General features: G+C 59.3%; 27 protein-coding genes and 1 pseudogene. 16 read left to right on the forward strand and 12 right to left on the reverse strand.

All coding sequences use genetic code 11. From position 1 onward, the window contains the following. Positions 1–62: 62 nt before the first annotated feature. Positions 63–1,496 carry an amidohydrolase family protein gene (locus tag RJT37_RS04455; RefSeq protein ID WP_313688142.1) on the reverse strand — a complete coding sequence of 478 codons (1,434 nt, stop codon included), beginning with the start codon at positions 1,494–1,496 and terminating at the stop codon, positions 63–65. 155 nt (positions 1,497–1,651) lie between these two features. Between RJT37_RS04455 and RJT37_RS04460 the strand changes: the two genes are divergently transcribed. Both RJT37_RS04460 and RJT37_RS04465 read left to right on the forward strand, forming a co-directional pair. Further along, entirely contained in the window at positions 1,652–3,688 is a 2,037-nt protein-coding gene (locus tag RJT37_RS04460; RefSeq protein WP_313688143.1) for a hydantoinase/oxoprolinase family protein, read from the forward strand. Next, complete coding sequence (locus RJT37_RS04465) at positions 3,685–5,397, forward strand: hydantoinase B/oxoprolinase family protein (RefSeq protein ID WP_313688145.1); 1,713 nt, start codon at positions 3,685–3,687, stop codon at positions 5,395–5,397. Before RJT37_RS04460 ends, RJT37_RS04465 begins: the two co-directional genes overlap by 4 nt. A 103-nt stretch (positions 5,398–5,500) precedes the next feature. On the opposite strand, the gene npdG is transcribed toward RJT37_RS04465, so the two are convergent. The 4 genes from npdG to gcvT all read right to left on the reverse strand — a co-directional run bounded on the left by npdG (position 5,501) and on the right by gcvT (position 9,537). Continuing rightward, positions 5,501–6,169 (reverse strand): NADPH-dependent F420 reductase, encoded by a 669-nt coding sequence (npdG, locus tag RJT37_RS04470; protein ID WP_313688147.1) that lies wholly within the window; start codon positions 6,167–6,169, stop codon positions 5,501–5,503. A 386-nt stretch (positions 6,170–6,555) separates the two neighbouring features. Continuing rightward, entirely contained in the window at positions 6,556–7,026 is a 471-nt protein-coding gene (locus RJT37_RS04475; protein ID WP_313688148.1) for an SRPBCC family protein, read from the reverse strand. Between the two features lie 67 nt (positions 7,027–7,093). Continuing rightward, positions 7,094–8,446, reverse strand: a complete 1,353-nt coding sequence (gene cofH, locus RJT37_RS04480; protein ID WP_313688150.1) for a 7,8-didemethyl-8-hydroxy-5-deazariboflavin synthase subunit CofH — start codon at positions 8,444–8,446, stop codon at positions 7,094–7,096. Continuing rightward, positions 8,443–9,537: a glycine cleavage system aminomethyltransferase GcvT gene (gene gcvT, locus RJT37_RS04485; protein ID WP_313688151.1), complete on the reverse strand. Its 1,095-nt coding sequence runs from the start codon at positions 9,535–9,537 to the stop codon at positions 8,443–8,445. Before gcvT ends, cofH begins: the two co-directional genes overlap by 4 nt. Positions 9,538–9,671: 134 nt before the next feature. Between gcvT and RJT37_RS04490 the strand changes: the two genes are divergently transcribed. Continuing rightward, positions 9,672–10,052, forward strand: a complete 381-nt coding sequence (locus tag RJT37_RS04490) for a Rid family detoxifying hydrolase (RefSeq protein WP_311173388.1) — start codon at positions 9,672–9,674, stop codon at positions 10,050–10,052. A 224-nt stretch (positions 10,053–10,276) separates the two neighbouring features. Here RJT37_RS04490 and RJT37_RS04495 read toward each other — a convergent pair whose 3' ends face one another. Beyond that, entirely contained in the window at positions 10,277–11,116 is an 840-nt protein-coding gene (locus tag RJT37_RS04495; RefSeq protein ID WP_313688154.1) for an IclR family transcriptional regulator, read from the reverse strand. A 366-nt stretch (positions 11,117–11,482) separates the two neighbouring features. Here RJT37_RS04495 and RJT37_RS04500 point away from each other — a divergent pair, with 366 nt between their 5' ends. The 7 genes from RJT37_RS04500 to RJT37_RS20620 all read left to right on the forward strand — a co-directional run bounded on the left by RJT37_RS04500 (position 11,483) and on the right by RJT37_RS20620 (position 14,741). Continuing rightward, on the forward strand, positions 11,483–11,680 hold the full coding sequence (locus RJT37_RS04500) for a hypothetical protein (RefSeq protein ID WP_313688156.1): 198 nt from the start codon (positions 11,483–11,485) through the stop codon (positions 11,678–11,680). Next, positions 11,677–11,937 carry an FAD-dependent oxidoreductase gene (locus RJT37_RS20615; protein ID WP_425604879.1) on the forward strand — a complete coding sequence of 87 codons (261 nt, stop codon included), beginning with the start codon at positions 11,677–11,679 and terminating at the stop codon, positions 11,935–11,937. The genes RJT37_RS04500 and RJT37_RS20615 overlap by 4 nt, the downstream gene beginning before the upstream one ends. Further along, positions 11,934–12,242: a hypothetical protein gene (locus tag RJT37_RS04505; RefSeq protein WP_313688158.1), complete on the forward strand. Its 309-nt coding sequence runs from the start codon at positions 11,934–11,936 to the stop codon at positions 12,240–12,242. The genes RJT37_RS20615 and RJT37_RS04505 overlap by 4 nt, the downstream gene beginning before the upstream one ends. A gap of 50 nt (positions 12,243–12,292) precedes the next feature. After that, entirely contained in the window at positions 12,293–13,177 is an 885-nt protein-coding gene (locus RJT37_RS04510; RefSeq protein WP_313688159.1) for an IS1595 family transposase, read from the forward strand. Positions 13,178–13,700: 523 nt separating this feature from the next. Then, positions 13,701–13,928: a hypothetical protein gene (locus RJT37_RS04515; protein ID WP_313688160.1), complete on the forward strand. Its 228-nt coding sequence runs from the start codon at positions 13,701–13,703 to the stop codon at positions 13,926–13,928. A 29-nt stretch (positions 13,929–13,957) separates the two neighbouring features. After that, positions 13,958–14,122: a hypothetical protein gene (locus RJT37_RS04520; protein ID WP_313688162.1), complete on the forward strand. Its 165-nt coding sequence runs from the start codon at positions 13,958–13,960 to the stop codon at positions 14,120–14,122. Positions 14,123–14,654: 532 nt separating this feature from the next. Then, entirely contained in the window at positions 14,655–14,741 is an 87-nt protein-coding gene (locus tag RJT37_RS20620; protein ID WP_313689847.1) for a hypothetical protein, read from the forward strand. A 185-nt stretch (positions 14,742–14,926) separates the two neighbouring features. Here the strand turns inward: RJT37_RS20620 and RJT37_RS04530 are convergent, their stop codons facing one another. Both RJT37_RS04530 and RJT37_RS04535 read right to left on the reverse strand, forming a co-directional pair. Beyond that, on the reverse strand, positions 14,927–15,328 hold the full coding sequence (locus RJT37_RS04530; protein WP_313688164.1) for a DUF7970 domain-containing protein: 402 nt from the start codon (positions 15,326–15,328) through the stop codon (positions 14,927–14,929). After that, positions 15,321–16,154, reverse strand: coding sequence for a ParA family protein (locus tag RJT37_RS04535; RefSeq protein WP_313688165.1), 834 nt, complete (start codon positions 16,152–16,154; stop codon positions 15,321–15,323). Before RJT37_RS04535 ends, RJT37_RS04530 begins: the two co-directional genes overlap by 8 nt. A 328-nt stretch (positions 16,155–16,482) precedes the next feature. Here RJT37_RS04535 and RJT37_RS04540 point away from each other — a divergent pair, with 328 nt between their 5' ends. From RJT37_RS04540 to RJT37_RS04550, 3 genes and pseudogenes are all read left to right on the forward strand, one after another. Beyond that, positions 16,483–17,157, forward strand: coding sequence for a helix-turn-helix domain-containing protein (locus tag RJT37_RS04540; protein WP_313688167.1), 675 nt, complete (start codon positions 16,483–16,485; stop codon positions 17,155–17,157). After that, the gene (locus RJT37_RS04545; protein WP_313688168.1) at positions 17,154–17,849 is read left to right on the forward strand and encodes a nucleotidyltransferase family protein; all 696 of its coding nucleotides are present in this window, start codon (positions 17,154–17,156) and stop codon (positions 17,847–17,849) included. Before RJT37_RS04540 ends, RJT37_RS04545 begins: the two co-directional genes overlap by 4 nt. Continuing rightward, positions 17,846–18,100: pseudogene (locus RJT37_RS04550) on the forward strand (type B DNA-directed DNA polymerase); the annotation flags it as partial. The gene RJT37_RS04545 and the pseudogene RJT37_RS04550, both read left to right, overlap by 4 nt. 620 nt (positions 18,101–18,720) lie before the next feature. Here the strand turns inward: RJT37_RS04550 and RJT37_RS04555 are convergent. Both RJT37_RS04555 and RJT37_RS04560 read right to left on the reverse strand, forming a co-directional pair. Further along, positions 18,721–20,175 (reverse strand): orc1/cdc6 family replication initiation protein, encoded by a 1,455-nt coding sequence (locus RJT37_RS04555; protein WP_390209132.1) that lies wholly within the window; start codon positions 20,173–20,175, stop codon positions 18,721–18,723. A 799-nt stretch (positions 20,176–20,974) separates the two neighbouring features. Beyond that, on the reverse strand, positions 20,975–21,298 hold the full coding sequence (locus tag RJT37_RS04560; RefSeq protein WP_313688170.1) for a DUF6788 family protein: 324 nt from the start codon (positions 21,296–21,298) through the stop codon (positions 20,975–20,977). A 138-nt stretch (positions 21,299–21,436) separates the two neighbouring features. On the opposite strand from RJT37_RS04560, the gene RJT37_RS04565 reads away from it, so the two are divergent. Together RJT37_RS04565 and RJT37_RS04570 are read left to right on the forward strand one after the other, a co-directional pair. Continuing rightward, on the forward strand, positions 21,437–22,363 hold the full coding sequence (locus RJT37_RS04565; RefSeq protein ID WP_313688172.1) for a helix-turn-helix transcriptional regulator: 927 nt from the start codon (positions 21,437–21,439) through the stop codon (positions 22,361–22,363). Then, on the forward strand, positions 22,360–23,163 hold the full coding sequence (locus tag RJT37_RS04570; RefSeq protein WP_313688174.1) for a DUF6036 family nucleotidyltransferase: 804 nt from the start codon (positions 22,360–22,362) through the stop codon (positions 23,161–23,163). The genes RJT37_RS04565 and RJT37_RS04570 overlap by 4 nt, the downstream gene beginning before the upstream one ends. A 13-nt stretch (positions 23,164–23,176) precedes the next feature. Here RJT37_RS04570 and RJT37_RS04575 read toward each other — a convergent pair whose 3' ends face one another. Both RJT37_RS04575 and RJT37_RS04580 read right to left on the reverse strand, forming a co-directional pair. After that, on the reverse strand, positions 23,177–23,992 hold the full coding sequence (locus RJT37_RS04575) for a hypothetical protein (protein WP_313688176.1): 816 nt from the start codon (positions 23,990–23,992) through the stop codon (positions 23,177–23,179). Positions 23,993–24,082: 90 nt separating this feature from the next. Next, positions 24,083–24,970, reverse strand: a complete 888-nt coding sequence (locus RJT37_RS04580) for an ArdC-like ssDNA-binding domain-containing protein (protein WP_313688178.1) — start codon at positions 24,968–24,970, stop codon at positions 24,083–24,085. A gap of 395 nt (positions 24,971–25,365) precedes the next feature. Between RJT37_RS04580 and RJT37_RS04585 the strand changes: the two genes are divergently transcribed. Beyond that, complete coding sequence (locus tag RJT37_RS04585) at positions 25,366–26,271, forward strand: ketopantoate reductase family protein (RefSeq protein ID WP_313688180.1); 906 nt, start codon at positions 25,366–25,368, stop codon at positions 26,269–26,271. Positions 26,272–26,301 lie beyond the last annotated feature (30 nt).

A 26,301-nucleotide genomic window follows, 5' to 3' on the forward strand; every position in this document is an offset into this window, starting at 1 on the left:
GTTAAAAAAGTACCTTCGGCAGGTCGGTTCCGCGTCCATCTGTCTCACTACGTCGTTGACAGTCAGCGGTCGTGGTCGGCAAGCGAGTCGAGGCCGGATCGTTCGATAACCGCCGTAGCAGTCTCTCGGGCACGCTGGAGGATGCTCGATTCGTCGAGGGTCGTTACCACTCCGTCGCGCATCACGATGTCCCCGTCGCAGATGACAGTATCGACCTCGTGGCCCTGCGCCTGGTGGATCACGGCGGATACCGCGTCGCGCACCGGCGTCATATGGGGTCTGTCGGCATCAAGCAGGATCACGTCGGCGCGCTTACCGGTCTCGAGCGATCCGAGTGCGTCGCCTTTGCGCATCGCCCGTGCTGCGTCTCGCGTTACCATATCGAGGGCCGCCTGCGTAGACACAACGCCCGAATCGGCGTTCGCGCCACGGTGTGTGAGCGTCGCGTACTGAGCGTCCTTGAGGAGATTCACGGTATCTGAACAGCTCGCGTTGTCGGTGCTCACGCAGGTCGTGACGCCGTGGTTCCGGAGCGCGTCAAGCGGCGCGAGGCCCGACCCCAAGAAGAGGTTCGCAATGAGGTTGTGCGAAACGCGCGTGTCCGTCGCCGCGAGGATGCGGGCGTCGCGCTCGCTGATGTGGATGCAGTGGGCCAGCAGCGCGTGTTCGCCGAGGTAGTCGATGTTCGAGAGATACTCGACGCTCGAGAGCGCTCGACCCTGCTCCTGGAGTTGAGACTCCGAGACGTGCGTCGTCGTCATTACGTCGTGGCGTTCCGCCAGCGCGTACGATTTCTGGAGACCCTCCGTCGTCATTCCCTCGACGACGACCGGCGCAATCCATATCTCACGGCGGCCCTCGGCAGTGCCGTGGTACTGCTCGATGAGCGAGGCAACCTCGTCGAGGCCTGCCTCGGTCTCGACGACGTAGTCCTCCGGGTCCGGATGCTCGACGCCGGGCTCTTTCGTCGTGAACTCCGCGACCATCGACCTGTACCCGTCGTCGACTGGCTGGTCCATAAACCCGCGCGCATACACGCTCCGGATACCGGAGCGGTCGTACGTGTCGAGTTTGGTCTCGATTTCGTCCCACTCCTCCCAGGTCATCTCGGCGTCGTTCTCGACGAACGTCGTCATACCGGATTTGATGGCTTCAAGGCAGTACAGCTCCGCCGCGACGCGGTGGTCGTCTGCGTCCATCGCCGCGACGCCAGGTCGTTTCACGTTGTATAGCCAGTCGAACAGTGTTCGGTCGTCACCCCAGCACCCCCGGAAGAGGATGTCCGAGACGTGCGTGTGTGCGTTGATGAGTCCCGGCAACACCAGGTGGTCGCTCGCGTCGACGACCTCGTCGGCGTCGTACCGGTCTGTCACCTCGGCGGTGGGTCCGACCGCGACGATTTCGCCATCTTGGATGGCGACTGTCCCGTCTTGGAGTACCTCGCGTGCGTCGTTCTGAGTGACGACTGTTCCGTTGGTTACGAGCGTGTCTACCATGCGTTCTGCCTAGCGATGTGTGCCCTCCTACAAATAGCTGTATCACCGGACGGACCGCACCGGGTCCCTCGCGCGCGTCGACGATCGGGACGCCGGGGCTCTCTGGATAGACTGGGCAAAGTATTAGTGGTTGCTGTTGGATTTTCAAACTGCCAATGAAGCGATTAGCAGTCGATATCGGCGGGACATTCGTCGATGCGATAACGTTCGATCGGGAGTCGGGCGAACTCGCCATCGACAAAACGTCCACAACGCCGAGTAACCCAACGGAAGGCGTACTGGACTCCATTGAGGGTCTCGAACTCGACCTCGAAACGGTCGAAGCATTCGTCCACGGGACGACTCTCGGTCTGAACGCGTTCCTCGAACGGGAAGGTGCAACCACGGGCATCATTACGAACGAGGGATTCCGCGACGTGTACGAGATTGCCCGGACGAATCTCGAACCCGAGTCTATGTACGACCTCGACTACCAGAAACCGGAGTTGCTGGTTCCACGGCGACGACGCAAGGGCGTCCCGGGCCGCATCGACGTCGACGGTAACGTCGTCGAACCGCTCGATGAGCAGGCAGTCGCCGACGCGGCGATCGAACTCGTCGAGGAATACGACGTCGAATCCATCGCCGTGTGTTTCCTCCACGCGTATCAGAACCAGTCCCACGAGCGGCAAGCGGCCGAACTCGTTCGCGAAGCGTGTCCTGACGTGTCGATATCGATATCGAGCGAAATCGCCTCGGAGTACCGCGAATACGAGCGTACGAGCACTGCCGTCTTCGATGCCTACATCAAGCCCACCTTCGAGACGTACGTCGACGAACTAGACGGGCAGTTACGTGAGGCAGGTTTCGACAACGCGTTCTACATCACCCGCTCGGGAGGGGGAACGCTCTCGGCGGCCAACGCCAAGCAGACGCCGGTACAGACGATTCTCTCCGGACCTGCTGGCGGCATAATCGGGGCTTCGGCCGTCGGCGATATGACCGGTCGATCGGACGTTATCACCGTCGACATCGGCGGGACCAGTACCGACGCCTGTGTCATCGAGGACGGGTCGCCAGCCATCCAATATGAGTCCAATCTGGAACACCTGCCGATGATGATTCCGGTCTACGACATCCGTACCATCGGCGCCGGTGGTGGTTCCATCGCCTGGGTCGACAGCGGACTGTTGAAGGTCGGACCGAAGTCCGCCGGTGCGGATCCCGGTCCCATCTGCTACGGACGCGGCGGGGAACAACCGACCGTCACCGACGCCGCGCTCTCGCTGGGCTACATCAATCCGGAAGGACTTCTGGGCGGCGAGATGAAACTCGACAAACAGAGCGCGATGGACGGCCTCGAGGCGAAACTCGCCGACCCGCTTGATACGTCGGTTCGCGACGCCGCGAAGGGTGTCCTCGACGTTACGGCCGCGAAGGCGGTCGGCGCGATTCAGGAGATAACCGTCGAACGCGGGCTCGACCCCCGAGACTTCACGCTCGCACCGTTCGGCGGTGCGGGGCCGTTGCTCGGGTCGCTGTTCGCCCGCGAACTCGACATCCCCGAGATGATGGTTCCGCGCGCCCCCTCCGTGTTCTCAGCGTGGGGTATGCTGATGGCCGACGTCGTCTACGACTTCTCGGAGATGCACATCGAGATCGTCGACGACTTGGACGAGAACGCTCTCGAATCGGAGTTCGAAGCCCTAGAAACGCAGGCCGTCGACGCCATTGAGGCGGAAGGATTCCACCGATCGGAGGCACACCTAGAACGGACGCTCGAGATGCGCTACTTCGGGCAGGAACACACCGTCGACGTGCCGGCCGACGACGTCTCGGGGACGGACGAACTGAGCGACCGTTTCGAGCAGGTCCACCGCGACCGGTACGGCCACACGATGGACGACCCTCCCGAAGTCGTCAGTCTGCGCGTCCGTGGCATCGGGGAAAACGACAAACCGACGTTCGAGCACGCCGAGGAAACCGATGGCGAAGCGTCGCCGGTCGCCCAGCGCCAGGCATACTGTTTCGCCGAGGACGATATGGTCCAGTTCGACGTCTACGAGCGGTCGCATCTCGCACGCGGCCAGACCGTTCCCGGTCCCGCGGTCATCGAGGAACCGACGACGACCACTGTCTTCCACTCCGATCAGACAGCCGAACTAGACGGCTACGGTAACATCATCATCAGTAATCGAGGTGCCCGACAATGAAAAACAGCGACGTCGATCCTGCGACCGTCGAAGTGATTCGTAACTATCTCACGTCGGCGGCTAGTGAGATGCAGCGGACGCTCATAAGAACCGCGTACAATACTATCGTCTACGAAATCAAGGACTTCGGGCTGTCGCTGTACGACAGCGACCTCAACCTCGTCGCCGACTCCCCGGGACTGACCCTCTTTCTCGGCGCGAACGACTACAGCCTGAAGAAAGGTGTCGAACACATCGGTGAGGAGAACTTCGAGGATGGTGACGTCGTCATTATGAACTATCCCTACTGGAGTTCGGGGCACACGCTCGACGTGTGTGTCATTATGCCCATCTTCGTCGCGGACGAGCTCAAGGGATATGCGGTCAGCCGCGCTCACCTGCTCGACATCGGACAGAAAGACCCAGGATACGTCTTGGACTCGACCGACGTCCACCAGGAGGGACTGCTGTTTCCTGGGACGAAGCTATACAAGGCGGGCGAACTCGACGAGGAGATACGCGACCTGCTACGGTTCAACACTCGCGTCCCCGACAAGGTCATCGGCGACATCAATGCTCAGATTGCGGCGCTCAGAACCGGCAAGGAGCGCTTCGTGGACCTCTACGAGAAGTACGGCGCCGACACCGTCGAAGCGAGTATCGACCGCATCCTCTCGTACGGCGAGGAAAACGCCCACAATGCCGTCGAAGAGTTGCCCGACGGTACCTGGAACGCTGTCGACTACGCAGACGGCGCCATCGACGACGACGACCTCCTTCGCATCGAAACCACCGTCACCATCGACGGCGACGAAATGACGGTCGATTTCTCGGGGTCGTCCGACCAGGTAGAGGCGCCGTTCAACGTCCCCATCGGGATGACCCAGACGGTCGCCAGACTCTGTCTGAAGACAATAACGACGCCCGACGAGGAATCCAACGCGGGCCACTACGCCCCGCTCAACGTCGAAGTGCCCGAAGACAATCTCTACAACCCGTCATACCCCGCGCCGACGTTCGCAGTCTGGCCAGCTATGCTGGCCGTCGACGTCATCTACAAGGCACTTGCGAAGGGTATGCCCGACCGTATCCCCGCTAGCTCGGGCGGCGACATCCTCTCGATTACGGTCTTCGGTGAAAACCCCAAGACTGGAAAACAAATCGTCGAGGCGACCAACCAGGGCGTCGGCTGGGGTGCGACCCAGGACCACGACGGCGGGTCGGCGCTGATGCACATCAGCGAGACGATGGTCCAGAACATCCCTATCGAGGTGCTGGAGAACAAGGCGCCCGTGGTCATCGACCGGCTGGAACTCCGACAGGACTCGGGTGGCCCTGGTCGGAACAGAGGCGGCCTCGGCATCCGACGGGACTTCCGGTTCACGCACGAAATCGGTGCGCTCTCGATAATACAGAAGACCGAAACCGCCGGCTGGGGGCTCGAAGGCGGCGAAGCAAACTCGAAGAACGCAGTCGTCCTCTACCCCGATACCGAACAAGAACTCAGCACCGGTATGATGCGGAATACGTTCCAGCCCGGCGAATCGCTATCGAACCGGTCCGCTGGAGGCGGTGGATACGGCGACCCCTACGAACGTGATCCCGAGCGCGTGCTGGAGGACGTGATCGACGAATACGTCTCCAGGGAAAGCGCCAGAGAAGACTACGGCGTCGTCGTGACCGAGGACCTCGAAATCGATTGGGAAGCGACCGAATCGCTTCGAGACTGACCTCAGCGTCAGTTTTGTCGTCTCTTTTCACCGTAGATGGGCCGTCGGTGGCGATGGTGTTCCGTCCGCGCTCACCGTGTCGAGGTCGTGTCGACAGTTCGGTTTACAGGAAACGCACGCCGACATCGTGCATATCGTCGTTGTTCATCGCGACGTTGATCAGCAAAGGCGTGATGCCCTCTATCTCCGGAGCGTTCGCGAGCGGCCCGGCGTCGACCGGTCGCAGCCCGCCGACGTCGTCAGCAAGGTCCACTACGGTCCGCTTGGCGTCGTCGTCGTCGGCGACCACGAGCGTGTCGATGCCGAGATCGGCGTCGAGGTGTGCCAGACGGTTTGCGGGGAGGTTGTGAAACGCCCCGACGACCGGAACTTCGTCGGGGGCAGTCGCAGCGACCAGTTCCGTCACGCTCCCGACTCCGGGTGGGTCGTAGCTGAACCCGTCGGCGGATTTGTCCATACCGACTGCAGGACTGACCAGCACCGTCCCTGCGTCGAGTTCCGCCGCTACTGCGTCGACGGTGTCAGTGACGTGGAAGGGAGGCACTGCCAGAACGACCACGTCGCCCAGTGCGGTCGCCTTGTCGTTCGCGTGTCCCGAAAGAGCCACGTCGTGACCATGCTCGGCCAGCACGTCCTCGTAGTCTGTCGCTGCGTCGACTGCCTTCGACTCTTCACGTGACCCGACGATGACCTCGTGGTCCGTCTCCGCCGCGATTCGGAGGGCCAACCCTTCGCCGATATCGCCAGTACCACCTAGTAGTGCTACTTGCATCCGTTCGGTGCTGTGGGCTACACGATCATATAATTGTGGATTGAGGCGGTCGGTTGCCGACTGGCGTCGTCGTCAACCACGGCGGTGCCACAGTCGGGAGTAATGCTCGGAGGGCGTTCCGGCGACGGTTGTTCACCAACGGACTCGATCGTCGAGGGCCCACGTATCGGCTCTATGAGGGTTCGCAGTACCTCTTGCAACATCGTGACACACGTCCAACCAGCAACCGTTTAACCGTTCTAGTGAGCGACACTTTCGTCGCTCATAACGGTCGGTGACGTAAACAGTACACCCGTGAGTTCGGCTCCGTCGCGGAGGAGGGGCGTCAGTTCGAGGTGGTCATCGAGAACCAGGCGACGCGCTGGGGCCCGGTAAATGCCATCCGCTTACTCCCCGGCTGCAGCTTCCGTTTGTTCGGTCTCGGCGGTCTCTTTGATGTTGTCCCAGTACGTGTTGATGTCTTTCCGGATCATCCGCTTGAGCAATCGCGAACCGACAGTTGCCAATCGACCCGTGAACTCTATGTCGATATCGTAGGCTATCGTCGTCGAATCACCCTCGTCAGTCATCGTCATCTCCGCGTCGGCGTCGAGCCTGCTCCCCGTGTTAGAGTCTTCGCCGCTGGCTTCCGCGGTGAGATGCGACGGTGCGTTCAATTCAGTCATAACCACTCGTCCGTCGAGCGTCACGGAAATACCTGCGATGCCGCGCTCTATCGTCCCCTCGTACTCGTCGTCGGAGACCCGCGTCACTTCTTTCGCGCCGGGGACTGCTCCGACTAAGACTTCGGGGTCGGAAACGAGTTCCCAAGTCGACTCTGCGTCTGCTTCGATGACTACCTCGTCTTGGAACTGCATCAACTGTTACGTTCTACCCGAAGATATTATATCTTGTGTGCTACGGATGTCGGTGAGTGCCGTCTCACTAGTCGAGAAGGGGTGTGCCGTCGGCTTTTGGCCCGAGTCGTGGGCCGTGGGGGCGATCATCGGGGTCGATGCGGCGGCGCTGTCGGTAGTCCGTCGACCGCTCGACGGGGACCCGGCCGATGGCAGATATCATCTCGACGTACCGCTCGAAACTCCGGCACTCCCCGAATTTCCCGCCCGCGCGCGTCGTTATCTCCTCGCTGAGGATGGTCCCCATAAAGTCGTCGGCCCCGCAGGTGAGCATCTTCAGTCCCTGGGCGTCGCCGTACTTGACCCACGACGACTGGATGTGGTCGACGTTGTCCAGGAAAAGTCGCGAGACGGCTATCATAAGCTCGTCCTCGTGGCGGCTCGCGCCCCCATCGACCATACCGCGGTCGAATAGCGGCGTGTCGTGGTGGACGAACGAGAGCGGGACGAACTCTGTAATCGCGCCTGTCCGGTCCTGCAGGTCGCGTATCCGTTTCAGGTGTATCGCACGATGGGCTTCGTTGTCGACGTGGCCGTACATAATGGTGGCAGTGGTGTCGAGGCCGACGGCAGCGGCGGCCTCCATCGCGTCGAGCCACTCCCGGGTGTCTATCTTTGCCGGACAGATGACCTCACGTACCTCGTCGACGAGGATTTCCGCGGCCGTGCCAGGCACTGAGTCCAGCCCGGCGTCGGCTAGGCGTCCGTAAACCTCCTCGTATGACCAGTCGGTTCCTCTGCGCGCGTGGTACGCCTCCTCGGGAGTCATCGAGTGGAGGTGGACGTCATCGACACTCATCGCACGGAGTTGCTCGCAGTAGGTGCCAGGGTCGACATCGTACGCCTCCGGCGACCGGTAGTTCAGGTCGCCGCGCTCGCTGCGTTCGAGTAGTTCACGGTGGTCGGCATTCAGCGCGAACGCCGGGTGCAGTCCGGACACCGAGGTAACCTCGTATATGCCTCGTTCGAGAGCATCGGCGACGACAGCGCGAGATTCGGCAGGCGTCTTCGTGAAGCCGCCGTGGTCGCCGTTGTGGTCAGTCCGGAACTGCTCGGAGCGGTCCTTGAAGTTGCAGAACTGACACCCGGTGTTGCAGGCGGTCGTGACGTTGTTGTTCAGATTCGCGACGAAGGTCACCTCCTCGCCGACCACTCCGGCTCTGCGACGGTCGGCGGCTTCAAGCACCTGCTCCTTGCGCTGGCGGTCGATACCGTCGCAGTCGGTGCCCGTCGTGAGGAGTTCGACCGCATCGTCGACGGTCAGGCGGTCGCCGTCACGGGCCTTCGCCAGCGCGTTCTCGAAGTGCTGGTTCGTATCCGGAACGTACCGGAAGTCGAAGTTCTCGCGTGGGACGTTGGGACTGAAGAGTTGCTTGCTCATATATTGGTCATCGTTCCAGTATAGAATTGCGTGTCTACGACACGGGCATCGACGCACCGGTTTCGAATCTCGACTTCGACGACAGCCGCCTCGGTTCCCGTCTCTGTACTGACGTAGCCGAGTCCGATGGCTTCGTTCAGCGTTGGGCTCAAGACACCACTCGTTACTCTCCCGACACGCGTTCCATCGTACTGAATCGCGCAGCCCTGTTTCGGCACACCCCGACCGCGAAGTTTGAGGCCGATGAGTGTGTCCCCGTCCGATTCGGTCTCGAGCGCGTCCTTCCCTACGAACGGCGTCTGGAAATCGACGATGTTCTCTAGACCAGCTTCCAGCGGCGTCCGCTCGTTGTTCTCGTGGTGGAATTCGTTACCAGCCTGTATCAACCCGGCCTCCAGCCGGAGGGTATCGCGCGCTCCGATGCCGCACGGCTGGCAATCAAGTTCGTTCCAGATGTCAGGGGCATCCGTCCACGGAAGGAATAGCTCGAACCCGTCCTCGCCTGTGTAGCCCGTTCGAGATACCAACACTGACGTGCCGTCGACACCGGTATACGTCGCCTCGAATCGGTCGAGATTCCCCACCGACGGACCAGTGATTTGTGAGATGTGCCGTTCGGCATCGGGACCCTGAACGGCGAGCATCGCGAGTTCGCGGGTGCTGTTCTCCACCGAAGCCTGGAGTCCCAGTTCGTCACGACGCGCCCGAATCCAGTCGTGAACCAGCCCATCGTTTCCCGGCCCTCCGACCACGAGAAACTCCTGTTCGCTCGAGTCGGGCACCCGGTAGACGGTGACGTATTCAAGCATCGTCCCGTCTGCCGCGAGGATGCAACTGGCCTGGACCTCGCCCGGCGCGATATCGGTCGCTCGATTCGTCGTCACCCTGCCGACGAGCCTGGTCGCGTCTGGTCCAGAGACCCGGATTTTACAGAGGTGGCTTACGTCGAACCGTCCCGCGTTGTTTCGGACTTCGTTGTGTTCGAGACGGATCGAGTTGAATTCGATCGGGACTTGCCATCCTGTTACGTTCGTCACGTTTGCCCCTTCGTCTTCGTGCACCTGCGACAGGGGCAACTCCTCGTACGACATCTAATAGCTGTAGTCGTGGCAGGGATTAATAGCTTTCTGCAACCGAACCTGTGTGTCCGTTCTCGCTCGAACGTGTATTCGAACTACCTACCCACCCAAAATACTTTTATGTATTCTCGAGATTGGTACTCTCTATGCGCCAAGCCTACTCTAGCCCAGACGCACCAACAGAACAGGAAGCATACACCCACGCTGTAGAAGCCCAGGGATTCGTATTCACAGCAGGCCAGGTTCCAATGACCCCCGACGGAACACTCGTCGATGGAACAGTCGCCGAAAAGACGCATCAGATAATGTCGAACTTAGAGGCCATCCTCGCCGAGGCTGGAACCGGTTTCGAAGACGTGGTTCGGACGACGGCGTACTTCACCGACATCGATGACTTCGGTGAGATGGACGACGCCTACGCCGAATACTTCGATAGCACCCCTCCTGCGAGAGACGTGATCCAAGTCGAGGCGCTTCCAGGTGGGGCGGAAATCGAACTGGTGATGGTAGCGTCGCTGGAGTCGTGAGCGACGGACACCCAGAAGTACCGCAATAAGAGAAGTACTGCATAACGGGACGAGAGAATCGCACTGGGACAGCCCGGTCGAGACAGTAGTATCGGCGGTGGATCAGCAGGCCACTCCACCTGACTCCTTGACAACTATCGACGGACCAGTTCGTGCGTCCGTCAACAGGGAGGCCGAGGAAAGAATATGCAGCAATTCGGTATGGTGTCTCCAGTCTCGAACCGTTAGAACGTCGATTGCATCTTAAGTTCGACTTCGTTCACGGCGCCGAGTACCAACTCGGGTAATTCTTGTCGGTACCGGTCCCCTCTCATTCGGTTCGCTGGTCCCGACACACTCACTGCTCCGACTACGTCGTCGTCGTGAAACACTGGTGCAGCAACGCTACGGATGCCTTTCGTGTACTCTTCGTCGTTGAACGCGACCCCCTTCTCTCGAATCTCCTCGAGCTCGGCGAGCAGAGCGTCCCGGGTCGAAATCGTCTGTTCGGTTATCTTCTCCAGTTCCTGGGTGTCTAAGATTTCGCGAACCCGGTCCTGAGGTGTGAACGCGAGAATCGCTTTTCCGGCAGCGAGTGCGTGCAGCGGCTTTGCTTGTCCGATCCAGGTTTCGACGGTGATTGCGCGGTCGCCCTCGGACTTGTAGATGTCCCGCCCTTTCCCGTGTTCTTCGACTGTGAACCAGGCGATTTCTGACGTCTCGCTCGACAGTTGCTTCAGCGTCTGGCCGATGATCTGCCAGGGAAGGATTTGTTTCCGTTTGTATACTCCGTGGTCGAGATACTTCAGACTGAGTTGGTACTTGTCATCCTCCTTGATCAGGTATTCTGCCTGTTCCATCGTCGTCAGGTACCGATGCGTGGTACTTTTCGCGATGTCCAATTCGTTGGCAAGTTCCGTGACCCCGACCTCATTCTTCTCCCGAATCGCTTCTATTATTTCGAACACGCGCACGGCTGTTTTCACCTCTGAACTGTAGGTCGTGTTTTCATCCATATACCCGTAACTAGCTGGAAGCAAAATAAGGCTTCGGCATAGGTCCAGATGGGCCGTGAGCGCCACCATATATGCCCCAGCACGCAGACTAGCCATACCGTTCGAAAAATAAGAACGGAGTGCAGAAGCTGCACGGCCGAATGGGACCGATTCTCACGGAGATCTGTGGCTCAGTTTTACAAAATTACAAATGTAGATTTGTTATCTGAGATCGTCTTCCCGGTGATTGGGGCATCGACAGGCGTTCTTATTTTTCGAACATCCATCCTCAAAGCCGATTTGCAGTGTCGGAATCGAGGTACCCGGTGCAGTGACCGGCTCCGAACTAAGATGATATCGAGCCACGAGTCAAGTGTCTGTTGTAAAGGTATACGAGTCGACAGATTTCGTATCGCCAAAGTTGTATCCAACCGGGAGGAAATCGAACGCCTTCGTATGGTCGCGTTCCCGTCGGACGTGGTCACTCCAGTTTCTTCAGCCGCTTCAGCGGTCGCGATCAAAACGAACTACGGCGAACTCGCCGTGGAGTATCGCTCTACAGACCTAGGCGTTTCGGTCATCCTGAAGGTGCTGACATCGGCGAGAGAGTCAAGCCTGATGCGGTGCTCGTCGCTGAGGGCCGGACGCGCGTGACCGATACGAGGGACCTCGACCGAATCGGATTCGAATCTAACGAGGACGGGTTCGTTCCAACGGATGAATACGAACGTACGGACGTCAATCACGTGTTTGCCGTCAACGACGTTTCGGGTGAACCGATGCCCCACACGTCGGCTCGAAAAAAAGCGAGATCGCTGCCGCTGAGATTGTCGGTCGGAATCCCTCGGCTAGGAACCGGGCTATCCCCGCTGTCGCGTTTAACGCCCCAGAAATCGCAACCGTCCCGATGAACGAAGAAGAAGCCGAAGAGACCGGACATACCGTATCGACCGGTGAATTTCCGATGCGTGCCAGCGGCCGCGCGCTTACGACAGGGCACACTGACGGATGTATGCGTCTCGTGAGCGGTGGCGACGGCGTCGTGCTCGGCGGACAAGTCATCGGGCCGGAAGCCTCCGAACTGATCTCTGAGATAACACTCGCCGTCGAAAAGAGTCTCTCGACAGACGAACTCGCAGAAGTCATACATCCCCACCCGACGCTCTCGGAGACAACGCTCTTGGGTAGAGGATTGTTGGTGAGTTCTCAGCAGTAGCTGGAAGTCACAGCGGGCAAGGGTGACGCGACCGCGTCACCCGACGAACAATGTTCCCTATCAAGACGTTCGTCTCGGAGCGTCGCGACGCGAACCTGCTGGCACAGGTTCGCTGGCGCGACGGCGTCTATTGCCCACGCTGCCGTGGCGAATCTGTGATTCGGTACGGCAGCTATCGCGTGTTTCAGCGGTATCTCTGTAAGGATTGCGACCGCACGTTCAACGATCAGACCGGCACGATCTTCGAACATTCTTCGGTGGCGCTCAGAAAGTGGTTTCTCGCCGTCTACACGTACATCCGCTTCAACACAAGTCTCAGGCAATTAGACGTAAAGATTGACGTTTCATACAAGACGATCTACCGGCGCGTCCAGCGCTTTTTGCGAGCGCTGGACGCGCCTCGACTACAGCTCGAAGGCCCCATCGAGATAGATGAACTCTACGTGAAAGCAGGTCTCAAGGGCCGCGAGCGCGACCAGCCGTCGCGCTCGCGTGGCCTGTCTACGCGCGGACGTGGAACATACGCTGAGGATAAGCTCCCTGTGTTTGTTCTCGCTGATCGCGGCAGTGGTGAACGACACGTGATCCCGACGAAAGCCGCGACCGAATCGAGGATTCGACTCCTGCTGGCCGACCGCCAGCAGGAGTCGTTAACCGTCTACACAGACGGCTTTCGGGCATACGATCCACTTGACGAGGACAACGCATTCACCCGTGAATACGTCGTCCACGGTGACGGCGAGTACGTCGATGGAGACGTTCACGTGAACACCTGCGAGAGCCACGCGTCGCTGGCGCGACGGTGGCTCTCGCCGCATCGAGGTGTCTCTAAAGACAGACTCACGCCGTATATCCGAGCGTTTCAGATCCGTCGAGAAGTGTTCCGCAAACCGGGGAAAGAAGCGCTCAAAACCATCCTCGAAACTGCGCTATGACTCACCAACAATCTCCGCCACAAGAGCGTTCCAGCATTTCTCTGGCTGTCGGGGGTTTCTCCAGTTCATTTTCGACCCGCCGAATACCGTCGAGAATCACCTCGGCATCCGTTACGAACTGGTCGCGCCGATGGACGGCCGTTACGTGCCCGCCCAGTTCGTTTGAGGTCGCAAACGACACGCCATAGTAGTCACAGATATACTCTGTTACAGCTCCGTCACCTCCCTCCGCGGTTCCCCCGTAATGGATTATAAACTCTTGACCCGGTGAACAATCGTAGAAGACCACGAACCGCCTCGGCGAAGCTCACGGGGTTATCGCTCCCGTGACACTGGCGATACCACTCGGGCAGTTCGGTGTCGGGACATCCATCGACGCCAGCGAAGAAGGGTCTAGCCTCTGTGCTGTTACTCTCAGTCACTTCGACCCAGGAACGTTCATCGACAAACGCCTGTATCGTCGCTCCGCTGAACAGTAATGGAAAAGTGGCCTGGACACGTTGAGTGCCGGTGTCCCGCTAGTATGAACCTCCCCGTCACAGACGATACCCTTCGGACGTTCGTCAGCGCAGTGGGCCTGTTCGCTGCTCTTGTGGTGTTCACCGAACACACGGTCCGATCGTTAGCACCCGTTCTGATCCTCTCTGCAGGAATGCTGACGTACAGCGCGATGGACGAGGCTACGACCTCCCAGGCGGAACGAACTGGCTGGTCTACGGTCTGGGACTGGTGGCTGTGGGCGTGTTCCTGACGCTCAGTTACACGGCTTGGATCGGAGGGGTGGCACTGCTCGTCGGTCTCTGGTTTGTTCTCGACGGCGCGATCACGATCCGGTACGGGTCCGTCCAGACGCCGCACGAGTTCGTCTCGGAAGCGGAATCCGAGGCGATGCTCCGGATGCAGATTTTGCACACGGTGCACCGGGCGCTTCGCGAAAGCGACTAGCCGCATACCCCTGCGGAGCTCGCGGAAGCCTGCGACCTGACCGAGTTGCGGGTCAGATCCGCCCTCGAGTACTTAGAACAGCGAGGCCAAGTCAGCAGGACTGAGGGGGAGTACAGAGCGGTACCGCAGACTTGGGGGCGACTGACCACGCTGGAATAGTTGCTTCGTTTTGGCCTTCTCACTCGTCTGCATTCGTTTCAAGACAACGGAGGAAAGTCTACGTTTGCTGAACAATACTAGAATGTGGTGACCGTCGAACTCTCAAGCCATCAGCACAGTACCGGCGTAAACGATGTCCGTCGCAGAATTGAGCAAGCTTTCGACGATGTCTTTCCGTATCTCACTCTTTCGACCCGAGTGTGCGTCTAGAACGTGTGGAACTGTATTGCCGACTATTTGGACAGCGGGACAAAGACGTAATCGGCGAGATGACCGGCCTGCAACACCCAGTCACTAAGACCATCATCGGGTGCATCATGTCTATTTTAGTGACCGTCTCCGCTTAGAGTCCATTGCCGTCGACGGAATTGGTGTGCAGGTCGAAGAGCTACTGTCTTGGATTCGACCGCTGAAAGGGATCCATCAGGTCAAACTCACTGTTGTCGAAGCAGATCAGTAGCAAAAGGCGTATCGCAGATTACGGATCCGGTCTCGGAGATCACGACAGATCCTATATTGAGGCGGCCAGTCTCATCTTCTTTGAGCCGGCGGTCTACACTGGGTCCACCGTATAGAGGCGAAATCAGACTATTCTGAGGTTGCTGTTGGGTATTGCTGAATAGTATTCTATTTTAGAATAGTATCCTATTCAGTCGATTCTGAAGAAGCAGACTCGCGGGCTTGTTCGAACCGTTCGGCCACTTCATCCACGAGGTCTTCCTCCACGACGGTTCGTAGGAGGGCATCAGTCATCTCCCGAACGACGATATTCTGGTAGCCCTGCTGGTTGAGTTCCCGCTCTAATTCGTACTTCAGCCAGGAATCAAAGTCCTCAATCGTAGCCTCTCGGGCGTAGAAAGGTCGCTGTTTGGCAGCCTCGTAACTGAACGCTGAATCAGTCATCGGGTTCCGTCGTTCGACCGGTTCCTGAGAGGGCATCTCCTCGTCGCCCTCCGATTCGGGCGCCTCATCCGTATCCTGTGGTTCGTCATCCGGTTCATCCTCAAGCGTCTCCCCAAGGTCAGCGAACGGATCGTCCTCAGCCATAGCGGACCACCTCCCCAGCCTCGACGATATGCGCCAGCTCATCGAAACACTTCAGCTGGTCACAGTCGGGATCGTAGTCCAGCAAAGGTTTGCGCTCGCCGTAGGCCTTCGTGATGCTGGTTCGGTCCCGTATGCCCGGTGAGGGGCTGAGGTCGCCAGCGTCGACGGCCTCCCAGTCCGTGATTCGCGCGAAGTTCGGGATGCGGTCCTGAAGATTATCGTGCGAATTGAGGCGTTCAAGCAGCTGGCGATCCTGGGTCTGCTGGTCGATACGACCGCTCAGCATATTCGGGACCAGCGCCAGCACGTCGACATCCATGTGCTGACGAAGCGGGGAAATTTGCCGCTCAATAGTTCGCTCAAGGCCAGTCATCGCCTCGTTTCCAGGTGCAAGGGGAAGGACCAAATTTGCCGTCGCAACCAGGGCATTGTCCGTGAGTCGGGACCGGTACGCCGGCGAATCCGTGACGATGTAATCGTAGGTGTCCCCGAGAAGTGGGTCGACGACCTCTCGCTTGAGCAGCGCAGAGGGCTGGAAGACGTCGCCAACGACGATCTCCCGTTCAACCTGCTCGAGATCCTCGCTGGAGGGGAGAATGTCGAACTCGTAGCCGGTATCATAGACGACAGAGGTCGGGTCAGCATCGTCGAAGAAGACGTCACCAATGGTTTCCTCCGTGTTGTGGTATTCGTCGTCATAGCCTAATCCGACGGATGCGTGACCGTTCGGGTCAAGATCAATGAGGAGAACATCGTGATCTTGAGCAGCCAGTTGTCTGGCGAGGTTGACTGCGATCGTTGATTTACCAACGCCCCCCTTCAGCATACAAACCGACACAGCGCGAGAATTCCCGTCGGCCTGTGCCGAGCTATATGGGCTATTTGGGCTATTCGTTCTATCTATACTATTCTTTCTATCTGAGCCACTCATACTATTCAACAGTATCATCCCCTCACGACATAAATCTGTGGGGAATAGTATGAATAGCGTTCTTTTCTTCCCAATAAAAACTATTTTAGAATAGTAATCTATTCCCAAATAGAAGACACCGATTTAGATTAATCAGATTGAAGCTCCTCCACCGAGACTGTAGACACTCAATCAGACATCTAGTAAGGCTTTTTACTGTTCCCGGAATATTGGTAACTGATAGATGTACGAGGTGCTCGACGACACGGCGGCACAGGTCATCCTCACTATCGAGAGTGGTGACTCTATCCGCCGTGTCGCACAACACCTTCACACGCCGTACGAGACGGTGAGACAGGCCGTCAATCGGCTCGAAGACTCGGGCTACATCAGTTATGATGACGGCCTCTCCGTCGTCGACGAGCGCGTGAGAGAGGCCGCACGCGAGCTTGTGGCTACAAGCGCCGGCGTCAGTCCGCCTTCGATTGAGGAGGCATACGTCATCCCGCAGTTCAGTGACCGGCAGTACGCGTTTACGCGGATCGACGCCGTCTACGTATGGACCCAGGGCGGCTATCAAGTCGGTCGCGACCCCGATGACTATCCGCTTTTCCTGGCCGTCAACGAGCAAGACGTCGACACCTGGGAGACGTTTTTCGAGTCGTTCGACCTCCCCACCGCATTCGAACGACAGCCCCGTGACGAGCTGGATGGGTCGCTACAGGTCGTCCTTGAGCCGCGGTCGTCGCTCAACGTCAATCACGTCGAAGGGTATCCAGTAATCCCGAGAGCTGAAACGATCGAGTATATGCGCGAGAACTACGCCCAGTTCCAGTCGGGGCTGGCGATGCTCGACCGGATGTACGAGGACCTCGACCTCGGCGTCACGTATCGAGAGACGGAACGGGCACAGACATGAGCTTCAACAACCGGAGTGACGCACTCATCGAACTGCTCGAGGATCTCACCCAAGAGGGCCACGAGTACGTTCTCGTCGGCGGCTACGCAGTCTCAGCGTTCAACGCACGCTTCTCCACGGACCTCGATATCGTCATCGCACCGGACTCCAAAGCTGAATTCGCCGAATTCCTCGAGCGACAGGGCTTCGAGGAAACGGACAGCCACGCAAAGGAATGGTTCTACGACACCGAGGTAATCGAGTACGAAAAGCGGGTCACACCGCAACAGCCGATCGGCTTCGATCTCCTGGTGAACGGACTCGGGTGTCGCCAGACAGAGGCACAGTGGTCGTTCGACTACCTGTACGACCACAGCCACCAGCAGGAGGTGAGCGGGGGTACAGTGACGACGACGGCCAGAGTCATCGATGGGGCAGTCCTTGTCGCGGCAAAGCTCCACAGCGGTCGCGAAACAGATCTTCGGGATGTCCTAGCGGTCGCAGAAGAGATCGACCTCGACGCTGTCACGCCCCACCTGCAGCGAGGGGACGACGATGCGCTCCGGGAGCAACTTGATCGTGGTCTGGAGATCTTGGAGAGCGACGAACTTAAGCACGGATTTCGGAGTGACTTCGGGGCTTCAGCTGTCTCAGAAGAGACGGTCACCACTCTTCAAGAATATCTGTCTTCGCAGATTGACCACCTGAGCTGAAGCGGTCTCGGGACCAGGACCTCGCCATCCATCCGGGACAGGACATCGAGTACGTGGTCGTCGACGACGAGAAGAAGTCACGAGAGCGGGTCGCGTTGGTCCACGAAGAGGTAGAGTCGTACGATGCGTCGTACTACGAGACGCAACTCGTCAGAGCTGTCGAGAGTGTGCTGGCACCGCTTGGCTGGGATCGAATGGAGATTCAACAAGAACTCGCAGGGACGCGTGAGCCAGAGCTAACCGATTTCTAGTGACCGAGCAGCGAATGGTTTCAATAGAGAACCACGGTCATACTCCCTCCCCCCGTTATCGATGTGTAAAACCAAGAGAGGAGGGAGGGGGGTGACGAGAGAAGAACGGCGAAAACCGGCGATGAGACCACAAACACGAAGAAGAACGCCTCAGCAGTCGAATCTATATTCTCGTAAGCAATGCATATTGTCTAACGAAGTTTTATATGCAGTGCGTTAAAACTGGAACCGTACTGGAATTAGATGTGAAGATTAGGAGAAATGGAACTTCGACTAACCGAACACGGATGTCTCCATCACACCTCTCGTCTTCATACACGATCTCTTTTGTTATCAACCGTCTCGTGGCGCTAAACCCGATTTTCGTGGTTTGTTTCACGTGGGTTCCCCCTTCCACCCTCTGGTGTTTACACATCGATGACGGGGGGTGGGGGTCACGAGACCCCGTGTCTTGATCTCATTTCAGTCCGTTAGGAGGATTCGGTGTGGAAGCGGCTGCTCCGTGTTCTCCGATTCACCGATCTCAGTTCAGGACTCTCTCGACTTCTGTCCCGCTACAATCTCGACTTTACACATCGAACACGGGGGGTGTGTCCTCCACGGGGTGCTCGACCGGGTTCTCACTCTTCGTGAAATTCTTTCAGCTGAGCATTCACGACTGAACTGAGGAGTTCTTCCTGCTGGGCTATTCTTTCCAGGCGCGTATCATCGACGATCCGGGTCATCATCGCTTCAGGATCGCCCGTGAATGTGAACTCCATATACATCCCGCCGCCTCGTCCGCGGCTTTTCCGAGATGTTGAAATCAATCCGTACGTTGAAAGTTCTTTGACATATTTGACGTACGTCTCACGAGTCATCTGGTCCGCATCGAGTTCGTTCGTCACCCACTGATAAACTTTGAATCCAATCGGGCTTGGGACGGAGCTTCCCGTCCGGTTCGAGTGATACGCAACGGCTGCGGTTGCGTATAGTGAAATCTTCTTTTGTGTCGTAAGCCCCTCAACGAGCTTCAGCGACCGGTCTTTGTCAATCTCTTCCTGAGATTCTCGGACGTGGTCCTCCGTAACCACCTCATCTCGCCGTTCGTCTGCAAGGTCACCGGCACCGCGGAACAGGTCGATCGCCTTCCGTGCGTCACCGTGACTTTGTGCAGCGAATGCCGCCACGAGCGGAATCACGTCGTCCTCGAGAGCATTTTGACGGAACGCATCGTGTCGATTTTCGAGAATTTCGCGCAGCTGGTTCGCGTCGTAATCTGGGAAGTAGACGTCACGTGGATTGAATGAACTCTCGGCACGCCCGTCGATGTCTTCCATAAACTTTGGATCGTTCGTCAGCGCTGCGACGGACACGCGGCCTTCGATTTCGTTCGTGTTACTTGCCCGCGATAGCTGATAGAGAAGCTTTGAGTATGCGGGTTCGTCGTTTTCGCGCCGGCCGACCAAGAGATCGATCTCGTCGAGAATGAAGATGACTGAATCGTAGTGCTCGTTGATGAGTTCGTAGAGACGTCGGTACTTGCGCTTCGTCGAGACGCCGGTCTCTGGAACACCGACTTCCGTCCCAACGTCCTGAGCGACGGTTTGAACGAGTTCGTAGACGGCCTGATCGAGCGTATTGATTGGCTGGCAGTTGATATCGACAACGCCGAACCGTTCGCCTTTGGATTGACAGAGCTCGATGATCTGTTGCGTGACGGCTCCGATGATGAGTGACTTACCTGTCCCTGCGGGACCGTACAGCAGCATATTCGGCGGCCGATTTCCTTGGAGAGTCGGCTTCAGAAACGAGACGACGGACTCGAGCTGGTCGTCACGACCGACGATTCGCTCCTCGTCGATGATCGTGTCAGGCTCGACGAGGTCCCGGTTGACGAACACCGATGCCTCCCCCTCATCATCGAGCATATCACGGATCGACCGCTGAGCGGTCTCTTCGGTCGATCCCTGATTTTGGCTTGCGTCTCCGGCAGCATCCTCACGGGCGGATTCTAACTGCTGTCCATCCGATGTAGAACTAGTTTCTTCATCAAGGGTGGATTGGTCCGCCCCTTCTTGATCACTACCGGCCATATGCCTGCTGTACGCCGGAGCATTAAAAAGATTAACCTCCGTCGATGTTTATTCGTCCGCTGTATCGAATATTTCGCCTGAATTCGGCGTTTTCGCGGCTCGTTAGTTACAACCGACACCGAAGTACATCTGGTCGAAGACCCCCCGTCATCGATGTGTAACGCAGAATCGGCGGTCCTTATGTGGATTTGCGTATCTGTAATTGGACCTAGTTGTTCCACACCCCGTTATCGAAGAGCAAGCCGCACGTCTGACACCCCCCGTCATCGAAGTGTAAACGCAGGGTCGACCATCCCCCCGTCATCGAAGTGAAAATCGGTTCAGTCTCCGTCCCTCTTGATGTTCACCGTTCGAATTCCATTTCGCACACGGGGTGTTCCCGCTCGACTTGTTACTCAATTCATCTCTTACACGGAGTCCGGTACGTCTGTGTCTTCCCACGGGCTGTAGGTCTCCTCCAATATACAAAACCAGCTTAGTGGGACTCTATCGTCGGAATACGACACATTTACACTTTACACACGGGGTGTGTGGTGAGAACCTATCAGCGGATACACTCGTGATCAGGGGTGTGGTCTGTCTCAAATAGAAAACTATGCTTCAACTGTGGAACTCTGTTCGACTGTTCGTCCGTAAAAACGGCTCTATCGACTATTAACGGCTTAATCTAATCTCAAATTCTTTCTCGTCCCACTGTTTTCACTCTGGACGAGGGGTGTGTAGTCATCACTTTTCCAAGTGCACCAAAATCAAATAGCACACGGGGTATGGGAACTCTATAATCGGACGTATTGGCCTCTTATTCGTCCGGATTGACTGGCCCTTTATACTTGGACGTGACCTTGTCCCCCTCTCTCCACTGCCAGTAGTAGTAGCGGTTGTCGTTGATCTCCTTGATCGTGATCGTCGCCTTCGCCGGCACGTCGTCTGGGAGGTCATCGGGGCGCTCCTCGACGTCGGCGTCGTCCGCTTCCTCCTCGAGACGGGCTTCCCGCTCTTTGTGTTCGGTCAACGCCTCGGCGTAGCTGGCAACGTCCCGAAGATGCTCCGGTGTGGCTTCATTGAGCGTGTTGACGATCTCCGTCGGGAGGTTCGCCGGTGGGGTCGGGGGTTCGTAGGACATCGGCTACTCTCGCGTTAACCAACACGCCCCACGAGTCCATAGTTTTGTTGGTTAAGACGATGGGGACGGTTCTCGCGATTGCTGGCTGTAACACTACTCGAAACTTCTTTATATACAAGTTTCGTACTATGTTACACCGTGCTCCGGCGCATCGAACTCGAGGTCCTCGCCACGGTCGACCGCGGCGACACGATCTCCGAGCTCGCGACGAAGCTCGACCACAGCGAGAGCTACCTCTCTCGTGCCGTCGACGACCTCGTCGAGAAAGGGCTCGTCTACACGGAACGCGATGGCCGGCGAAAACGAGTCGTCCCGTCGGATGCTCGCGCCGTCGAACTCTTTCGGGATCTCGGCCGCCAGCACTCCCACATCGAGTTTCCCGAGCTGCTGACCGGGAAGGCACTCGAGGTGCTGTACTACCTCGACCAGCCGCGAACCGTCTCCGAGATCGCCGACCAGAGCGACAACTACCGCAACACGGTCAACCGGGTCCTCAAGCGGTTTCGCGACCGTGGGCTTGTCGGGACCGTCGACGGCCACTACGAGTTCAACGCCGACTTCGATCGCCTCCACGAGTTCGCCCGGGAACTCGCACACCATCTGCATCGCCAACGCCTCGAAGCCGTAGCCCGGAAGGGGACGATTCTCTGGGAGGACTACGACGAATTCCTCGCCCAGGCCGAGACGGAGATCGACGCGGAGGCGTTCCACGAAACCGGCCTTGCTCGGTTCGCGGCCTTCGACCTCCAGTTCCTGCTCACCGGCCATCGCTACTACGTCTACTCCGAGGAGCTCGACGCAGTCTCGCCGGCGGAACTTTGTTGTCACACGCTGCTGATCGACGACGGCAGCCGCCACCGCTCGTACTGTCTCCTCCTGCTCAGCCACGTCGACGTCGACGAGGCGGACCTCCGAGAGCAGGCGGCGAAGTATGGCCTCGAAGACGAAATCGACGCCTTGCTGCGCTACCTCGAGACGCACGGCGAGGTCAACGACGAGCAGCTCCCGGAGTGGGACGAGTTCCAGGAGCTGGCGGCTGACTACGAGGTGCCACTATCACAATGAGACCAACATTCGGCCGCGAGTACATCGAGCACGAATTCCAGCGAATCGCGGATGGCCTCTCAGCCCCGCTCACGGTCTACCTGATCGGTGGTGGCGCGATGTCGCTGCGCGACCTCAAGGGGGCGACGAAAGATATCGACCTGGTCGTCCCGGATGGCGACGCGTACGGCCAGCTGTGGGCCGTCCTGATGGACCTCGGGTATGCGGAGGTCCAGTCGCTGGATCCAGATTATCGGGCGCTGGGGGCAACGAGCTGCGTCGAGAACGACGATGGGTGTCGGCTCGATATCTTCAACCGGCAGGTCGCGAACAAGCTCGTGCTCACCGACGGGATGCAAGAGCGCAGCGAGCCGTTCCTCGACACGGATCGACTGACGGTCCGGCTGGTCAGCAACGAGGATATCTTCCTGTTCAAACTAATCGCCGGCCGTGACGACGACATCGAGGACATGAATATGCTCGTGCAGGCCGGTCTCGATTACGACGTCGTCCGGGATGACCTCGAAGCCCAGATCGAACGCCTGGGGGACGATCAGTTCGCCACGTTCGCGAACGAGGCCCTGGTCGAACTCGAGGAGCGGTACGGAGTGACCACGCCGATCGTGGGCCGCGTCCAAGAGCTCACGAATAGGTACTACCGGGGGCTCGAAGTCCTCCAGGCACTCGACGAGCCGATGACCGTTGACGAACTGGCCGCCGAACTGGAGCTGGATACCGACGAAATTCACGACCGGATCGCGTATCTCTCAACGTTCGACCGGGTCCGTCGGGATGGCGACACAGCCCGTCCCGTGGAGTAGTTCAATCGTTACCCTACGGGGAGGGAAGGCGGCCGTCTGGTCGGGGAACGCGGCCCCGTTTGATCTCGTGATCGACGCGGCGCAGGTGCTTGCAGCCGCCTTCGGGTGAACGTTGCTGCCAGTCGGGACAGGTACACGATTCGTCGATGACATCGACTTCGTACCGGTTTCCGGACGCGGACTGCACCTCGTAGCGGCCACCCTTCGAGAGGAGTGAGACGTCCATCGCTTCGGCGACGGCACGCTTCGTGCGGGGCTCGAGATCGTCCTTCGACTGTGCGTTCTCGTCGACGACCAGTCGGTCGCGAACGTCGCCCGTTCGGCCACCGTCGGGAGCGACGGCTTCCGCAGGGCCACTGAGCCGCTCGTGGAGCAGTTCCTCCACCGGATGGCCTTCCGGCCACAGGTAGTGGACTTCGCGGCGCTCGCGATGGTCGTAGGAGCCGCACGCGGCTGCGCACCCAGTCCAGACGCGCCAGGCACCGAGCGCGGCCATCACGTCGACGATGTCACGGGGAACCGTCTGGTGGTCGTCCGGGAAGAACATCCGGAAGCGGGTACACGCCTCCTGCGGCGGGACGGTCTCCCACCAGTCTTCGCTGGAGCCCCAGCTGTCGTACATCGCGTCGTCGCTCCCGTAGCCGACGGTCACGTCGTCGATCGGCGTCCAGTCTGCTGGGTGGTGTTCCGACTCGCCTTCGAGCACCCGGAGGACGGCGTATCGGAGGTATTCGTGGGCTTGGTTGTCTGTCGTTCGAGCGACCTGGTCGTGCTGCTCGGCAACGTGCTCGGCTTCCTCGAGGACCGTCGTGAGATAGGGTTCAGTCATCATTCGACGGAGGTCAGAACGCGCCTCCGCCCCTCGGCGGGCGCTGAAAAACTTAACCAACAGAACGGAAGAAATCCATCACTCTGTTGGTTAACTGGGTTGGGACGAGGATTCGCTCTCGAGAACGTCGATGAGCTCTTCTGCCGTTCGACTAATCCGTCCAAGCCGCTCGCGAACGACCTCGGGGTCGTCCGACTCCCAGGCTGCGAGGTAGAACGCTGACCCACTGGTGTCGAGCCCGCAGTAGCGCCCGACGACGTACGCGACGGCTTCGGCCTCGACTTCGCGTTTCGCTCGCTCGGTGTCGTCGTCGACATCGAAGTGGAGCAGGGCGTGTGCGTACTCGTGAATCAGCGTCCGCGCGAGGTCGGCCTCGTTCTCCCGATCACGCACCTCGACGAGCGGCTGAACGTCGACGAGGCTCAGCTGCTCGCAGATGCCCTTCGCCTCGCCGTGGGTCCACTCCTCGGCTGGAACGATCCGCACCGTCACGCCGAGGGCATCAGCGGCGTCAGTCAACTGCTCGACGAGATCGCCAGCGTCGCCGGTCGCTTCTGTGTCCAGGTCGGGAAGCGGCTCGCCCTCGGTCTGGGAGACATCGAACACCGGCGCAGGCTTGAACCCGACCAGGCCCTCGGACCACTCCTCGGGCGACGTCTCATCGTAGTCACAGTCGCTATCCTCGTGATAGCTCGGCGAATTCTCACACTCCGGGCACTGCGTGGTGATGATCGGCGCCCAGATCCAGATGGCCGACTCACCCTCCTGAACGTGGCGGTCGAACTCCTCCTGCCACGTCCGGTAGCCCGCCACTCGGCTCGCTTCGGGATACTGCCGCTTGATGAGGAGCGTGTTCCGGTAGGAGTAGTCGTGGAAGCGACTCTGGACGTCGAGCCACTCCTGGAACTCGTCGCTGGCCTGCGCGTCGTCGACGCCGGCGACGAGGTCGTCGATCCACTGTTCGATGGTACTGTTCATCTCGTCTGATCGCGTGTCGGTCTCCGCGCGGTGCCCTTGCCCTCTTCGACTTTCAGCTGTCGCTCTCGCCGTCAACAATCTCCCTCCCAAGAGCGTATACGTAGAGTCGGACACGAACACGGATCGAAACGACATCGGCTCTCTCGATTCCTCTACTGGTCGTCCTTGGAACACCATAGACTGGAAAACTACGGAACGGAGATAACAAAATCGCTGTACTGCGCCCGCATCCACGCTTAACTTAACGCGACCAAAATCCCGCGAGGCGAGCGAATGCGAGCCTCGCGGTGCGATCGCTGGGAGGACACCGCACCGCTACCGCACTCTGTGGGATATGATCTCTTCTCGCCGCCCCTCCGACCCCCTTTTTTGCCCCGGCCCTCGTTCCGCGGCGTATGGAGATTCTCGTCTTCGGTGCGGGGAGCCTCGGGACGCTCGTCGGCGGCTTGCTCGCGTCCGTCCACGACGTGACGCTCGTCGGCCGCGACCCCCACGTCTCGACGGTGCAGGCGGACGGCGTCCGGATCTCGGGGGCGATCGAGGCTCATACCCACCCGGCCGCGACGACCGACGGCGAGGGCCACGACGCCGACGTCGCGCTCGTGACGGTGAAGGCGTTCGACACCGACGCGGCGGCCGCGGCGCTGTCGACCGGCTCGTTCGAGGCGGTCTGTTCGCTCCAGAACGGACTGACCGAGGAGGCGCTCGCGGCCGAGCTCGACGTGCCGGTCCTCGCCGGGACGGCGACTTACGGCGCACGACTCGTCGAACCGGGGCGCGTGGCGTGTACCGGCGTCGGCCGGGTCGTCGTCGGCGACCGGACCGGCGGCACCCACCTGTGGGCCGAACGCCTCGGGAAAGCGTTCCGCAATGTCGAGGTGGAAACGGTCGTCGCAACCGATATGCCCCGCCGCCGCTGGGAGAAACTCGCAGTCAACGCCGGCATCAACGCCGTCACTGCGCTCGCGCGGGTCGAAAACGGTGTTCTCGCGGCGGATCCCGGACGGACAGTCGCCCGCCGCGCTGCCCGCGAAACCGCACAGGTCGCCAGGGCCGCGGGCGTCGACTTGCCGGACGACCACGCTGCGGGGGCGCTCGACGAGGTCGTCGATGCCACGGCCGCCAACCGCTCGTCGATGCTCCAGGATATCGATGCGGGGAGACGTACCGAGGTTGACTCGATCAACGGCGAGGTGGTCCGCCGTGCCGAGCGAGACGACGTCCCCGTCCCAACCAACCGGACGCTGACGGGGCTGCTCCGGACGTGGGAGGACGGGCAGGGCGTCGTTGAGGACTCGTAACTGGTCGTTGGGGGCGTCCGCAGATCCTGT

Origin of the sequence: Halobellus marinus (assembly GCF_032113415.1) — an archaeon.
GTDB classification, from domain to species: Archaea; Halobacteriota; Halobacteria; order Halobacteriales; family Haloferacaceae; genus Haloquadratum; species Haloquadratum marinus.

Excerpts from the sequence above, each read along its gene's own strand:
- RJT37_RS04455 (WP_313688142.1), bottom strand. The coding sequence starts at position 1,496 with ATGGTAGACACGCTCGTAACCAACGGAACAGTCGTCACTCAGAACGAC.
- RJT37_RS04460 (WP_313688143.1), top strand. The coding sequence starts at position 1,652 with ATGAAGCGATTAGCAGTCGATATCGGCGGGACATTCGTCGATGCGATA.
- RJT37_RS04465 (WP_313688145.1), top strand. The coding sequence starts at position 3,685 with ATGAAAAACAGCGACGTCGATCCTGCGACCGTCGAAGTGATTCGTAAC.
- npdG (WP_313688147.1), bottom strand. The coding sequence starts at position 6,169 with ATGCAAGTAGCACTACTAGGTGGTACTGGCGATATCGGCGAAGGGTTG.
- RJT37_RS04475 (WP_313688148.1), bottom strand. The coding sequence starts at position 7,026 with ATGCAGTTCCAAGACGAGGTAGTCATCGAAGCAGACGCAGAGTCGACT.
- cofH (WP_313688150.1), bottom strand. The coding sequence starts at position 8,446 with ATGAGCAAGCAACTCTTCAGTCCCAACGTCCCACGCGAGAACTTCGAC.
- gcvT (WP_313688151.1), bottom strand. The coding sequence starts at position 9,537 with ATGTCGTACGAGGAGTTGCCCCTGTCGCAGGTGCACGAAGACGAAGGG.
- RJT37_RS04490 (WP_311173388.1), top strand. The coding sequence starts at position 9,672 with ATGCGCCAAGCCTACTCTAGCCCAGACGCACCAACAGAACAGGAAGCA.
- RJT37_RS04495 (WP_313688154.1), bottom strand. The coding sequence starts at position 11,116 with ATGGTGGCGCTCACGGCCCATCTGGACCTATGCCGAAGCCTTATTTTG.
- RJT37_RS04500 (WP_313688156.1), top strand. The coding sequence starts at position 11,483 with ATGGTCGCGTTCCCGTCGGACGTGGTCACTCCAGTTTCTTCAGCCGCT.
- RJT37_RS04505 (WP_313688158.1), top strand. The coding sequence starts at position 11,934 with ATGAACGAAGAAGAAGCCGAAGAGACCGGACATACCGTATCGACCGGT.
- RJT37_RS04510 (WP_313688159.1), top strand. The coding sequence starts at position 12,293 with ATGTTCCCTATCAAGACGTTCGTCTCGGAGCGTCGCGACGCGAACCTG.
- RJT37_RS04515 (WP_313688160.1), top strand. The coding sequence starts at position 13,701 with ATGAACCTCCCCGTCACAGACGATACCCTTCGGACGTTCGTCAGCGCA.
- RJT37_RS04530 (WP_313688164.1), bottom strand. The coding sequence starts at position 15,328 with ATGGCTGAGGACGATCCGTTCGCTGACCTTGGGGAGACGCTTGAGGAT.
- RJT37_RS04535 (WP_313688165.1), bottom strand. The coding sequence starts at position 16,154 with ATGCTGAAGGGGGGCGTTGGTAAATCAACGATCGCAGTCAACCTCGCC.
- RJT37_RS04540 (WP_313688167.1), top strand. The coding sequence starts at position 16,483 with ATGTACGAGGTGCTCGACGACACGGCGGCACAGGTCATCCTCACTATC.
- RJT37_RS04545 (WP_313688168.1), top strand. The coding sequence starts at position 17,154 with ATGAGCTTCAACAACCGGAGTGACGCACTCATCGAACTGCTCGAGGAT.
- RJT37_RS04555 (WP_390209132.1), bottom strand. The coding sequence starts at position 20,175 with ATGGCCGGTAGTGATCAAGAAGGGGCGGACCAATCCACCCTTGATGAA.
- RJT37_RS04560 (WP_313688170.1), bottom strand. The coding sequence starts at position 21,298 with ATGTCCTACGAACCCCCGACCCCACCGGCGAACCTCCCGACGGAGATC.
- RJT37_RS04570 (WP_313688174.1), top strand. The coding sequence starts at position 22,360 with ATGAGACCAACATTCGGCCGCGAGTACATCGAGCACGAATTCCAGCGA.
- RJT37_RS04575 (WP_313688176.1), bottom strand. The coding sequence starts at position 23,992 with ATGACTGAACCCTATCTCACGACGGTCCTCGAGGAAGCCGAGCACGTT.
- RJT37_RS04580 (WP_313688178.1), bottom strand. The coding sequence starts at position 24,970 with ATGAACAGTACCATCGAACAGTGGATCGACGACCTCGTCGCCGGCGTC.
- RJT37_RS04585 (WP_313688180.1), top strand. The coding sequence starts at position 25,366 with ATGGAGATTCTCGTCTTCGGTGCGGGGAGCCTCGGGACGCTCGTCGGC.